12 protein-coding genes are annotated in these 13,052 nt (G+C 50.5%); 7 read left to right on the top strand and 5 right to left on the bottom strand.

Annotation, left to right across the window (positions count from 1 at the left end; genetic code table 11):
* The first annotated feature begins 54 nt into the window (after positions 1-54).
* Positions 55-333, top strand: coding sequence for a type II toxin-antitoxin system RelE/ParE family toxin (locus tag NNO03_RS03655; RefSeq protein ID WP_202039701.1), 279 nt, complete (start codon positions 55-57; stop codon positions 331-333).
* Positions 333-617, top strand: a complete 285-nt coding sequence (locus NNO03_RS03650) for a HigA family addiction module antitoxin (RefSeq protein ID WP_048211649.1) — start codon at positions 333-335, stop codon at positions 615-617. Before NNO03_RS03655 ends, NNO03_RS03650 begins: the two co-directional genes overlap by 1 nt.
* A gap of 44 nt (positions 618-661) precedes the next feature.
* Here NNO03_RS03650 and NNO03_RS03645 read toward each other — a convergent pair whose 3' ends face one another.
* The 4 genes from NNO03_RS03645 to fdnG form a co-directional block, all read right to left on the bottom strand.
* Complete coding sequence (locus tag NNO03_RS03645; protein WP_137381855.1) at positions 662-1,264, bottom strand: inorganic diphosphatase; 603 nt, start codon at positions 1,262-1,264, stop codon at positions 662-664.
* Positions 1,265-1,393: 129 nt separating this feature from the next.
* Complete coding sequence (fdnI, locus tag NNO03_RS03640; RefSeq protein ID WP_048211647.1) at positions 1,394-2,050, bottom strand: formate dehydrogenase-N subunit gamma; 657 nt, start codon at positions 2,048-2,050, stop codon at positions 1,394-1,396.
* Positions 2,043-2,927 (bottom strand): formate dehydrogenase N subunit beta, encoded by an 885-nt coding sequence (gene fdnH, locus NNO03_RS03635; protein ID WP_003833024.1) that lies wholly within the window; start codon positions 2,925-2,927, stop codon positions 2,043-2,045. The genes fdnI and fdnH overlap by 8 nt, the downstream gene beginning before the upstream one ends.
* A 12-nt stretch (positions 2,928-2,939) precedes the next feature.
* Positions 2,940-5,987, bottom strand: coding sequence for a formate dehydrogenase-N subunit alpha (gene fdnG, locus NNO03_RS03630; RefSeq protein ID WP_271448842.1), 3,048 nt, complete (start codon positions 5,985-5,987; stop codon positions 2,940-2,942).
* Between the two features lie 286 nt (positions 5,988-6,273).
* On the opposite strand from fdnG, the gene yddG reads away from it, so the two are divergent.
* From yddG to NNO03_RS03615, 3 genes are all read left to right on the top strand, one after another.
* On the top strand, positions 6,274-7,155 hold the full coding sequence (yddG, locus tag NNO03_RS03625; protein WP_271448841.1) for an aromatic amino acid efflux DMT transporter YddG: 882 nt from the start codon (positions 6,274-6,276) through the stop codon (positions 7,153-7,155).
* 458 nt (positions 7,156-7,613) lie between these two features.
* Positions 7,614-8,702: a porin OmpD gene (ompD, locus tag NNO03_RS03620; protein WP_271448840.1), complete on the top strand. Its 1,089-nt coding sequence runs from the start codon at positions 7,614-7,616 to the stop codon at positions 8,700-8,702.
* A gap of 143 nt (positions 8,703-8,845) precedes the next feature.
* Positions 8,846-9,226: a GFA family protein gene (locus tag NNO03_RS03615; RefSeq protein ID WP_271442846.1), complete on the top strand. Its 381-nt coding sequence runs from the start codon at positions 8,846-8,848 to the stop codon at positions 9,224-9,226.
* Here NNO03_RS03615 and NNO03_RS03610 read toward each other — a convergent pair whose 3' ends face one another.
* Positions 9,227-10,714 (bottom strand): MFS transporter, encoded by a 1,488-nt coding sequence (locus tag NNO03_RS03610; protein WP_271448839.1) that lies wholly within the window; start codon positions 10,712-10,714, stop codon positions 9,227-9,229. It lies immediately after the preceding gene.
* A 117-nt stretch (positions 10,715-10,831) separates the two neighbouring features.
* Here NNO03_RS03610 and NNO03_RS03605 point away from each other — a divergent pair, with 117 nt between their 5' ends.
* The gene (locus NNO03_RS03605; protein ID WP_271448838.1) at positions 10,832-11,410 is read left to right on the top strand and encodes a TetR family transcriptional regulator; all 579 of its coding nucleotides are present in this window, start codon (positions 10,832-10,834) and stop codon (positions 11,408-11,410) included.
* A gap of 207 nt (positions 11,411-11,617) precedes the next feature.
* The gene (locus tag NNO03_RS03600) at positions 11,618-13,003 is read left to right on the top strand and encodes a NarK family nitrate/nitrite MFS transporter (protein WP_271448837.1); all 1,386 of its coding nucleotides are present in this window, start codon (positions 11,618-11,620) and stop codon (positions 13,001-13,003) included.
* The last annotated feature ends 49 nt before the right edge of the window (positions 13,004-13,052 follow it).

Here is a 13,052-nt window from a genome sequence, read left to right as displayed (position 1 = left end):
GCTAAAAGGAACATTAATGGTAGTGTTCCTCTTGAAGGAACAAGGATGATACGGATGATCATGAACTTCAGGCACAAGGGATTGCGCGATTTGTTTCTTCATGGACGAACATCAGGCGTTATGGCGAAACATGTCCGACGATTACGACACAGACTTGCCGTTATTGATGCGGCAAGCAAGGTTACAGATATCAATATGCCCGGTTATCAGCTACATCCTCTGGCGGGCGAGCGTGACGGCAGATGGGCAATTTCTGTTTCAGGTAACTGGCGTATTACGTTTGAATTCGTCAATGGCGACGCGTACATACTGGACTACGAGGACTATCATTGATGAAGATGGCAAATCATCCCCGTCCTGGGGATATCATTCAGGAAGCGCTGGACGAACTCACTGTCAGCCTGCGCGAGTTTGCCAGAGCGATGGAGATTGCACCTTCAACGGCAAGCCGGCTATTAACCGGGAAAGCGGCCCTGACGCCTGAGATGGCAATTAAACTCTCCGTGGTGATTGGCAGTTCCCCCGAAATGTGGTTAAACCTGCAAAATGCCTGGAGCCTGGCAGAGGCCAAAAAAAACGTGGATATTTCACGCCTGCGTAAGCTGGCAGCACAGTAACGGGTATTGTAGGCCGGATAAGCTTGCGCCATCCGGCACTTTTATTATTTCTGCGGTGATTTCGCCTTCCAGGCATCCCATGCCTGCTTGATCTCTTGTTTCGCGGTGGCCGCATCGTTAAAGCCATTTAACTCTACTTTCTTACGTCCTTCCGGCAACGCTTTGTATACGCGGAAAAATGACTCCAGTCGTTGCACTTCGATCTTCGGCAAATCGCTCAACTCTTTGATGTCGTCATAGGTGGGGTCAATTTTGCTGGCCGGCACGGCGACAATTTTATCGTCCTTTTCCCCGCCATCGATCATCTTCAGCACGCCAATCGCGCGCAACTTGATCAGCGTTCCCGGTGCCAGCGGTGCCCGGGTATAAAAAATCACATCCAGCGGGTCACCGTCACCTGCCAGGGACTGGGTCAATGAGCCGTAGTTTGCCGGATAGGCAACCGGCATCGACTGGAAGCGATCGGCGACGATAAAGCCGGTTTTCGCATCGGTTTCATATTTGATGATCCCGCCTGCCGGGATTTCGGTCACGGCATAAAACTCTTCCGGGTTATTCTCCGGCTGCGGAAATTCGAGGATATTCTGCGCCTGAGCGGACGCACAGAGAAATACGCTGACTGCGAGTAATTTTTTCACCAGATGCATTGTCTTTTAACTCTTCTCTTATTGGAAAGACAACACCTTACGTTTACCAGATGACAGAAACATGACGTTTTTTTGGCAAAAAAAATGGCGCTACATCCGCAGCGCCATTGTTGTCAGAAAGCGTCAGGTTTACTTAACCCCTTCTTCACTCTCTTTCTTCGCTTCCAGCTTTTCAACATCGCGATACCAGCGTGGGTGATGTTTCTTCGCCCAGCGACGGCTCACTTTCCCTTCAACCATGCCTTTAATTGATCCTTTCACCCAAAATGCCATATACATATGGATGAGGATAGCGTGCATCAGAATTATGCCCGCCGCAGCGTGGATTAGCAGGCTGTAACGCACTACCTGCATCGGGAAATACTGCGCAAAGTATGGACGCCAGATAATAACGCCCGTGACCAGCAGCACAAAAATCATGCTCATGATCGACCAGAACATCATTTTCTGTCCGGCGTTGTATTTGCCCACATCTGCCACTTTGTGTTCATTGCCCTTCAGCACTTCCACAATGTTTTTCAGCCACGGGATGTCTTTCTTATCCGGGATGTTGTGGTGAACAAAGCGCACAAACATGAACATCAGCGCAACGAAGATCAGCAAACCAAAGAAGGGGTGTAGAATACGCCCCATCTGCGGCGTACCGAAGGTTTGCGTCAGCCATTGTAGGGTCGGGAAGAAAAACGAAATCCCCGACAGCGCCACCAGGAAAAAGCAGATCACCACCGTCCAGTGACAGGCGCGATCGATAAATTTCGTGCGCACAATCATTTTCGACTTACTCATGATGATCCTCCTCGTCGTCGTCCACTTCCTTATTCGGGCCGATGCCAATGTAGTGGTAAATCAGTCCGGCGAAGGTGGCGATAAATCCGGCGGCTGCCAACGGTTTCAGTGCCCCTTTCCACAGATTGATAGAGGTATCTATCTGCGGATCTTTCGGCAAACCGTGGTACAGCTCCGGCTGGTTGGCATGATGCAGAACGTACATGACGTGCGTACCCCCCACCCCCTCTGGGTTGTAGAGTCCGGCATGTTCGAAACCGCGTGCTTTTAGTTTCGCCACACGCTGTTCGCCCATTTCCAGCATCTCTTGCTTAGTGCCGAAATGTATTGCCCCGGTCGGACACGTTTTCACGCAGGCAGGTTCTTGCCCAACGCTGACGCGATCCACACACAGCGTACATTTATACACGCGGTTATCCTCTTTATTGAGGCGCGGAATATTAAATGGACACCCGGCAATACAGTACCCGCAACCAATGCAATGCTCTGACTGGAAATCAACAATCCCGTTCGCGTACTGGATGATTGCCCCGGCAGACGGGCATGCCTTCAGGCAGCCCGGATCTTCACAGTGCATACAGCCGTCTTTACGGATCAGCCATTCCAGCTTGCCGTTCTGTTCGGTTTCGGTAAACCGCATGACCGTCCAGGACTTGGCGCTGAGATCGGCGGGGTTGTCATACACCCCGACGCAATGCCCCACTTCATCACGGATATCGTTCCACTCTGAGCAAGCCACCTGACAGGCTTTACAGCCTATACAGGTGGAAACGTCGATCAGTTTCGCGACTTCGGCTTTGTAATCACGAGCCTGCGGTGGCGGCGTGATGGAGTTTGTTGCGGACCTTTTGATGATGTCCTGCGTTTCCATAGACATATATTCGCCCCCTTACGCCTTCTCGATGTTAACTAAAAACGCTTTGTATTCCGGCGTTTGCGAGTTTGCATCACCGACGTTCGGCGTCAGGGTGTTGGCGATAAAGCCTTTACGCGCGACTCCTTCAAAGCCCCAGTGGATCGGGATCCCTACGGTTTCGACCTTCTGGCCGTTGACGTTCAGGGTTTGCAGACGGCGGGTGACCACCGCAACTGCACGAATAAATCCACGTTTGCTGCTGACTTTCACGTAGTCGCCGTTGCCGATACCTTTTGCTGACGCCAGCGTTTCGCTGATTTCCACAAACTGCTCTGGCTGGGCAATCGCATTCAACAATGCGTGTTTGGTCCAGGTGTGGAAATGTTCGGTCAGACGATAGGTGGTTCCGACGTATGGGAAGTCCTGCTTCGTCCCCATGCGCAATGCATCCGCCTCGTACAGACGCGCTGCCGGGTTGGAGATCACGTTCGGGTGCAGCGGGTTAGTACCCAGCGGCGTTTCCATCGGCTCGTAATGTTCCGGGAACGGCCCTTCCGCCAGCTTATCGATGGCAAACAGACGCCCCAGCCCTTCCGGCTGCATGATAAACGGATTGGTGCCACTGCCCGGCGCAGCGTTGTTGAAGTCAGGGATATCGTTACCGGTCCACTTAGTCCCGTTCCACTGGATCAACATTCGTTTCGGATCCCACGGTTTACCCTGTGGATCTGCCGAAGCGCGGTTGTACAGTACACGGCGGTTCAGTGGCCATGCCCATGCCCAACCCAGCGTATTACCAAGACCTGATGGGTCGGCATTATCGCGGTTGGCCATCTGGTTGCCCTGCTCGGTCCAGCTACCGGTATAAATCCAGCAGGAGGATGACGTTGTACCGTCATCACGCAGGAGCGCAAAGCTGTTGAGCAACTGACCTTTTTTCGCCACCAGTACGCCATTGGCATCATAGAGATCTTCCAGCGCATAGCCGTTGTTCTCTTTGGCCACTTCCTCGGAATGCGGTTCGTCCGGTAGCTTATAGTTCCAGCTCATTTTCAGCACAGGCTCTACAGCTTTACCGCCTTCGGTGCGATACATTTCGCGCAGACGATGGTAAATACCGGCCAGAATTTCGCCGTCATTACGTGCTTCACCCGGTGCATCCTGACCTTTCCAGTGCCACTGCAGCCAACGGCCAGAGTTAGCAATCGAGCCGTCTTCTTCTGCAAAACAGGTGGATGGCAGACGGAAAACTTCAGTCTGAATCGACGCCGGATCGACATCGTTGGATTCGCCGTGGTTTTGCCAGAATGTGGACGTTTCTGTGACCAGCGGATCAATAACCACCAGATACTTCAGTTTGCTAAGGCTCTGCACCACTTTGTTTTTGTCCGGGAAGGACGCAACCGGGTTAAAGCCCTGACAGATGTAGCCGGTGACTTTCCCGCTATCCATCATGTTGAAATATTTGATGACGTCGTAGGACTGATCCCACTTCGGCAGCCATTCAAAGCCCCAGTCGTTTTCTTTCTGCGCCGCATCGCCGTAGAAAGATTTCATCAAACTGACGAAGAACTTCGGATAGTTGCCCCAATAGTTAACCTGGGAGGCCAGCGTCGCTTTGGGTGTATTGGCGGCCAGATAGGTTTGCAGATCAGTCTGCTTTTCTGACGGTAGCGTCAGATACCCGGGCAGGCTGGTCGATAACAGACCCAGGTCAGTTAAGCCCTGAATGTTGGAGTGACCGCGTAATGCGTTTACGCCGCCACCGGCCATCCCCATGTTACCGAGCAGCAACTGGATCATTGCCATGGTGCGGATGTTCTGCGCACCAACGGTATGCTGCGTCCAGCCCAGCGCGTACAGGAAGGTGGTGGTACGATCGGCCGCACTGGTGGAGGCCAGAACTTCACACACTTTCAGGAAGTCGGCTTTCGGTGTACCGCAGATGTTTTCCACCACATCCGGCGTGTAACGGGAAACGTGCTGTTTGAGCAGGTTCCAGACGCAGCGTGGATGACTTAAGGTTTCATCGCGTTTTGCGTAGCCATTTTCATCGAACTGGTAGTTCCAGGACGACTTATCGTATTGACGTTTTTTAGCGTCGTAACCGCTGAACAGACCGTCTTCGAAAGCAAAATCATCCCGCACCAGCAGGCTGGCGTTGGTGTAGTGCTTAACGTATTCAGCATTGATTTTGTTATTTTCAATCAGATACAGCAATACGCCGGACAGGAACGTAATGTCCGTGCCGGAGCGAATCGGCGCATAGATATCCGCAACCGACGCTGTACGTGTAAAACGGGGATCGACAACAATCAGCGTAGCATCATTGTTGTTTTTAGCTTCCATCGCCCAGCGGAATCCCACCGGATGTGCTTCAGCGGCGTTACCGCCCATTACCATCACGACGTTAGCGTTTTTGATATCAACCCAGTGGTTGGTCATCGCACCGCGACCAAATGTTGGAGCAAGACTTGCTACCGTTGGTCCGTGTCAGACGCGTGCCTGGTTGTCTACTGCCAGCATGCCGAGTGAGCGCACGAATTTTTGCGTCAGCATGCCGGTTTCATTACTCGCCGCAGATGCACACAGCATCCCGGTTGAAAGCCAGCGGTTTACCGTAACGCCCTGCTCATTCTTCTCAATAAAGTTGGCATCACGGTCTGCTTTCATCAGTTTTGCAATGCGGGAGAACGCTTCACCCCAGCTGATGCGTTGCCATTTGTCGGAACCAGGAGCGCGATATTCCGGGTAGCGTAAACGGCTTTCGCTGTGCACGTAATCCAGTAATCCTGCGCCCTTAGGGCAAAGTGCCCCACGGCTCACCGGATGATCGGGATCCCCCTCGATATGATAAATCGACTCTTTGGCGTTTTTTGCTCCATCACCAAGGCTATACATTAATAGCCCGCAACCTACGGAACAGTATGTGCAGGTGTTTCGGATCTCTTTCGCGCGTAACAGTTTGTAGTTTCGCGCCTGAGCCAGTGCCATTTTGGGTGCAAAACCCAGTGCTGCCACTGTTGTTCCCGCCATACCGCCCGCGCAGATTTTAAAGAATTGTCTGCGGCTGACGTCCATTGCTTTCCTCTTTTTTACAGGGGTTCGTACAAGACATCTTTCACCTTGCGCCAGCGCGGCAGTCTGAAAGATGACATGTACAACTTCGCGTCGAAACTAACAGCTATATCCATATTTTTTTTGCGTCAAATCAATAACGAAACGGTTCCGCTACTAAATAGTGCAGTTTGTGTAACCTTTGTACCCACAAGGAGTTAGCTAAAAGCTAATTAGTTAGCCCGTACTGACGTAAAAGTGCTATAAATTTCAGCTTCATTTTTGCCAGGACGACGGACAGACAAACAGCATGACAAAACAAAAAGCAACGTTAATCGGACTCATCGCCATCGTGCTGTGGAGCACGATGGTGGGGTTGATGCGTGGAGTGAGTGAAGGACTGGGGCCGGCGGGCGGCGCAGCGATGATTTTCTCATTAAGCGGTATTCTGCTGATATTTACCGTCGGATTTCCGAATATCAAAAAAATTCCGCCTCGCTATTTAATCGCGGGTAGCGTGCTTTTTGTCAGCTATGAAATTTGCCTGGCTCTGGCATTAGGTTATGCCGCTACCCGACACCAGGCAATAGAAGTAGGAATGGTCAATTATCTCTGGCCAAGTCTGACGATTTTGTTTGCTATATTATTTAATGGTCAAAAAACAAACTGGATGATAATTCCAGGATTAATTCTCGCATTGACCGGAGTCTGCTGGGTTTTAGGTGGCGAGAACGGTCTAAATCCAGGTGAAATTATCAGCAACATTGCCAGTAGTCCGCTGAGTTATTTTCTCGCATTTTTTGGTGCTTTTATCTGGGCAACATATTGCACCGTCACTAATAAATTTGCGAAAGGGTTTAATGGCATTACCGTTTTTGTTTTACTGACCGCGACAAGTTTGTGGGTCTACTATTTTATGACACCACAACCAGAAATGGTTTTTAGCACACCGGTGACCATTAAGATGTTCACGGCTGCATTAACGCTAGGATTTGCCTACGCAGCATGGAATATCGGAATTTTACACGGTAATGTCACTGTCATGGCGGTAGGCTCTTATTTCACCCCTGTGCTTTCTTCTGCACTGGCTGCCGTATTGCTCAGCGCCCCGCTGTCGTTCTCGTTCTGGCAAGGCGCACTGATGGTCTGTGCTGGCTCACTACTTTGCTGGCTGGCAACACGTCGGGCATAGAAATCAGGCCGGGTTTCTGGCATAGAGATAGAACCCGGCTACACTCTGGTCAGTTAACGGATAATTATTGTACATTTCGCTTGTGTTTTATGTTTTTATTTGTTTAATTAAATGTTAAATGACTGGTAGTTAATAAACACCCGAAAATATTATATGTTCACCTATAACCCTCCGGTTGTATATATTTTACATAGGTTACTAACGATTAGTAAACCATAATCAGCACAATAGTCCCCGTCGAAAATATATCCCAACAAAAGGTCACATATTAAGATTAATATAATCAGCTGTATTATGTAGATCTGGATCACACAAATTCAAATATTCCGCAATATTATGAAACTTATTATTGAACTAATACCACATCGTCATTTAAAAATAGTTCGTCATTGATGAACGGCCTCGTTTAGCAATGGTTTAGGAAACACACCAAGAAAAAATTATAAGGATTATTTAGAATGAAACTTAAATTAGTTGCAGTGGCAGTGACTACCCTGTTGGCAGCGGGTGCGGTAAACGCAGCTGAGATTTATAACAAAGACGGTAACAAACTGGATCTGTACGGTAAAGTTCACGCTCAGCATTACTTCTCTGACGATACCAGCAGCGATGGTGACAAAACTTACGCGCGTCTGGGCTTCAAAGGCGAAACTCAGATCAACGACCAACTGGTTGGTTTCGGCCAGTGGGAATATGAATTCAAAGGCAACCGTTCTGAAGATCAAGGTTCCGAAGCAGACAAAACCCGTCTGGCATTCGCTGGCCTGAAATTCGCTGAATACGGTTCTTTCGACTACGGTCGTAACTACGGCGTAGCTTACGACATCGGCGCATGGACTGACGTCCTGCCAGAATTCGGCGGTGATACCTGGACCCAGACTGACGTCTTCATGACTCAGCGTGCTACCGGCGTTGCAACTTACCGTAACACTGACTTCTTCGGTCTGGTTGAAGGTCTGAACTTTGCTGCTCAGTATCAGGGCAAAAACGACCGTACCAACGAAGATGAATTACATGAAGCGAACGGCGACGGTTTCGGTCTGTCTTCTACTTATGAATACGAAGGCTTCGGCATCGGTGCAACCTATGCGAAATCTGACCGTACTGATGACCAGATGCGTAATGGTAACAACGAATTCTACGCTTCCGGTAAAAACGCAGAAGTATGGGCTGCTGGCCTGAAATATGATGCGAATAACATCTACCTGGCAACCACCTACTCTGAAACCCGCAACATGACCACCTTCGGTAAAGTTAACGGTATCGCTAACAAAGCGCAGAACTTTGAAGCTGTTGCTCAGTACCAGTTCGACTTCGGTCTGCGTCCGTCCATCGCTTACCTGAAATCCAAAGGTAAAGATCTGGGTGTTTACGGCGACCAGGATCTGGTTGAATACATCGATCTGGGTGCGACCTACTACTTCAACAAAAACATGTCTACCTTCGTTGATTACAAAATCAACCTGCTGGACGACAACAAATTCACTTCTGACGCCCGTGTTAGCACTGACAACATCGTGGCAGTTGGTCTGAACTACCAGTTCTAATTTTGTTGTAAGTTGAATACAAAGCCAGTCCATCCAGGGCTGGCTTTTTCTCTTGATGTAGACTCGGTCATAAGGAGTATGCCGTGCAGACGTTCACTGGTCGTTGTCTTTGCGGACAGAGTCATTTTACCGTAAACGTCGAAATGCTTGATGTCTATGCCTGCCACTGCACGCTGTGCCAGAAGTGGTCCGGTGGTGTCGCCATGTATCTGGAAGCCTGCGGTCATCCACTACTGTCCCCTGATTCAGCAGAACCTTCGCACTTTCCCTCATCAACGCGCGGAGAACGTTTCTTCTGTTCCGGCTGTGGATGCCCCTTATGGTTTACACTGACCGATAGCGATCGCTACTTTATTCCGTGGACATTGCTGGAGCTGAATGAGGTCGATCGTCGCCGTCTGATTCTGGCGGCTGAAATCTATACCGAAACACAGCCTGCTTTCTGGAGGTTGACGGGGCAATACGCTCGCCTGAGTGGAAAAGAAGTCGAAGCGATGGATTACCCCTGTCATTTAGCTCACTAGTTATTGACGGTTCACTTTTGCCAGGCTGAACCACATCCCTACCGCTAATACGATAAGCATGCTGCCAGCGCTGCTCAATGCCACGCTGTGCGACCAGGTAAATGCTTCTCTGGCAGCTGCAAGCAACGCGTCGCTAAGGGTCGGCGAAAGGGAATGTGCTAATTGCACCGCCTCACCCATTGACGATGAAGCACGTTCCAGCTCCTGCGCATTGAGGCCGGCAGGCGGTAGAATCGACGCGGAAAAACTACGGCTTAGCAAGAGACCAAAAATCGCAATCCCAAGACCGGCACCCAGTTCATAGGCCATGGTTTCGATAGCCCCCGCAGCAGCGGCTTTTTCAGCCGGGGCTGCCGCCATAATGGCTGCCGTTGAAGCCAGTAGCGCGCTGGCGGCACTGAACCCCAGTAACGCCATTAATATCCAGGCCTGGATCTGCTGAGTGCTGAAATCCGTCATTGCCAGGCCGTAGAAACTGACTGCACTCAACGCCATACCTGCCGTTGCCACGCAGCGCAATCCCAGCCGTGAAACCAACATACCGGCAATCGGGCCGCTGAAGCCACTTGCCAGCATGACGGGTAGCATAAACAGCCCCGCCTGATACGGCGTTAAACCGTGAACAAACTGTAATTCCTGGGCCATCAGCAACTCGAACCCTACCAGGGTGATCATCGCCGTCATCGCCATGACCACGCCACTTAAGATAATGCGATGGGTGAACAACCGCATATCAATCATTGGGCGTGAGGCCGCGAGTTGAATACGCACAAATTTCCACAACAGCACTGCTCCGGTTAGCAGCGTCAATACGATAACCCCGGTCGCCATATGCCCTTTTAGCGCCGTTTTAGCACTGTAAACCAGCAGTAAAATCGCCACGATCAACATAATCGCATGGCCAAAATTTAACGACTGATCGCGACGTCCGCTCTGGCGTGGCACGTAACGTGCGGTCAATGTCATCACCACCAGAACAATGGGCACATTGATTAAGAACACAGAGCCCCAGTAGAAATGCTCCAGCAACATACCACCGACTAAGGGACCAAATGCCGCACCGCCGGAACCGACGGCAGCCCAGACGCCAAGCGCCATATTGCGATGACGTTGTTCGGCAAAGGTGGCACGAATACCTGCCAGCGTCGCCGGAACGATCATCGCTGCACCAATGGCCAGCACGGCCCGGGTTGCGATTAGCCAGCCGGCACTGTGAGCAAACGCGGCAGCCAGCGAAGCCAGACCAAATAGCCCACCACCCAGCATCAACAAACGTTTAAAACCGATGCGATCGCCCAACGCCCCCATCGGTAACACCATACCGGCCATCACCAGAGAATAGATATCAATGATCCACAGCAGCTCGTTACCACTGGCACCCAGCGTCATACTCAGCGTGGGCGCGGCAACGTGCAGCACCGTTGCATCAATCGCAACAGGGATGTAGACCAGCACAATAATCACTAACGTTAACCACTGACGAAACATAAAACTCCCTACAAAACTGAAACTGGACACATGTCCAGCTTTAGCGATCCTACGGAAAATTGAACGCATGTCCAACTTTTTGTTAAACTGCCAATAATGTGAATATAGGGAGGATGTATGAGCTATATGAATCGGGATGAACGTCGGGAATTGATCCTGCAGGCGGCAATGCGCGTGGCGCTTGAAGAAGGATTTTCCGCCATGACCGTGAGACGCATTGCCACGGAGGCTCAGGTAGCGACCGGGCAACTGCATCATCATTTTACCTCTGCCGGTGAGCTCAAATCCCAGGCCTTTGTCCGCCTGATCCGCACCCTTCTTGATGCCGAACTGGTCAGTGAAAACGCATCTTACCGTGAACGACTTCATGCCATGTTGGGAAGTGAAGACGGTGGGTTCGAGCCGTATATCAAGCTGTGGCGCGAAGCGCAGATCCTGGCCGATAAGGACCCGGAAATCAAAAGCGCTTACCTGCTCACAATGCGTATGTGGCATGAAGAAACCGCTGCAATCATTACCCACGGGCAGAAAGCGGGTGAATTCTCCTCAGCGCCTGATGCCGCCGACGTCGCCTGGCGTTTAATTGCGCTGGTTTGCGGACTGGATGGGATGTATATGCTGGGCTTTGCAGAAATGGCCGATCCGGCTTTCGATCGCCACCTGGATCGCATGATAACGCTGGAGTTATTTATTTGATGTTATACATGAATTAACAATACATCTTTTCTATTTACAATTAGTAACACTTAAGCAACGTGTTATTCCTCTGACACGCCGCGTTATTGCGCTTTTTTATCTATCCTTTCAGTCAATATTCCTAAAACTTTTCAATAATTTCTAATTAGCACCAGTGCGGAACCCCAGGCGTTTATTTATTGACCGACGTGCGCATGTGAGGAAAATATGTCATCACCAAATGAGAAGAATAATCGTTATCTTTTGACTGACTGGAAACCAGAAAATCCCGCTTTTTGGGAAAATAAAGGCAAACACATTGCGCGAAGAAACCTCTGGATATCAGTGAGTTGCTTACTACTCGCATTCTGCGTCTGGATGTTATTTAGTGCGGTTGCGGTAAACTTAAATAAAATTGGTTTTAATTTCACCACCGATCAACTCTTTTTATTAACGGCATTACCCTCTCTGTCTGGCGCAATATTACGCGTCCCCTACTCCTTTATGGTACCTATATTTGGCGGCCGCCGTTGGACCGTTTTTAGTACGATAATCCTGGTTATTCCCTGTGTATGGCTCGGTTTCGCTGTGCAAAATACCGCTACTCCTTTCGGTGTATTTATCATCATTGCGCTGATGTGTGGTTTTGCCGGTGCCAATTTTGCCTCCAGTATGGGTAATATCAGTTTCTTTTTCCCGAAAGCGAAGCAAGGCAGTGCGCTGGGCGTGAATGGCGGTCTCGGTAACCTTGGTGTCAGCGTGATGCAGTTAATCGCGCCGTTAGTCATTTTCCTACCCCTATTCACCTTTTTAGGGGTACAAGGCGTACCGCAGCCTGATGGTTCGTTATTGTCACTGGCAAACGCCGCATGGATTTGGGTTCCGCTGCTGCTGCTCTCAACGCTGGCTGCGGGCGTGGGAATGAATGACATCGCCAGTTCCAAGGCCTCAATCGCCTCTCAGTTACCGGTCCTTAAACGCTTTCATCTGTGGCTGCTAAGCCTGTTGTACCTTGCCACTTTCGGTTCGTTTATCGGCTTTTCAGCCGGTTTTGCCATGCTAGCGAAAACCCAGTTCCCCGACGTTAATATTCTGCAACTGGCGTTCTTTGGGCCGTTTATCGGCGCACTGGCACGCTCGGCGGGTGGCGTCATCTCTGACAGGTTCGGCGGAGTACGGGTCACGTTAATCAACTTTATCTTTATGGCGCTGTTCAGTGCGCTGCTGTTTCTTACCCTCCCCGGCTCAGGAGAAGGAAATTTTGTTGCCTTCTATCTGGTGTTCATGGGCTTGTTCCTGACCGCGGGACTGGGCAGCGGTTCAACCTTCCAGATGATTGCGGTGATCTTTCGCAAAATCACCATCTACCGCGTGAAGCTACAGGGTGGAACGGAAGAACAAGCCCAGCGTGAAGCGGTGACCGATACCGCAGCGGCACTGGGTTTTATCTCCGCCATCGGCGCCGTGGGTGGTTTCTTCATTCCAAAAGCCTTTGGTTCTTCTCTGGCGCTGACCGGTTCGCCGGTAGGAGCAATGAAAATCTTTTTAGTGTTTTACATCGTCTGCGTGCTGGTGACCTGGTTGGTCTATGGCCGCAAATCGCAAAAAAAATAACAACTATTTGGCCTGCAGATCGTAGGCAGCGTCCATTAGGAGCAGGAGA

Source organism: Citrobacter sp. Igbk 16, from assembly GCF_028069755.1.
Lineage (GTDB): Bacteria > Pseudomonadota > Gammaproteobacteria > Enterobacterales > Enterobacteriaceae > Citrobacter.
This window is presented reverse-complemented; position numbering and strand designations above follow the sequence as displayed.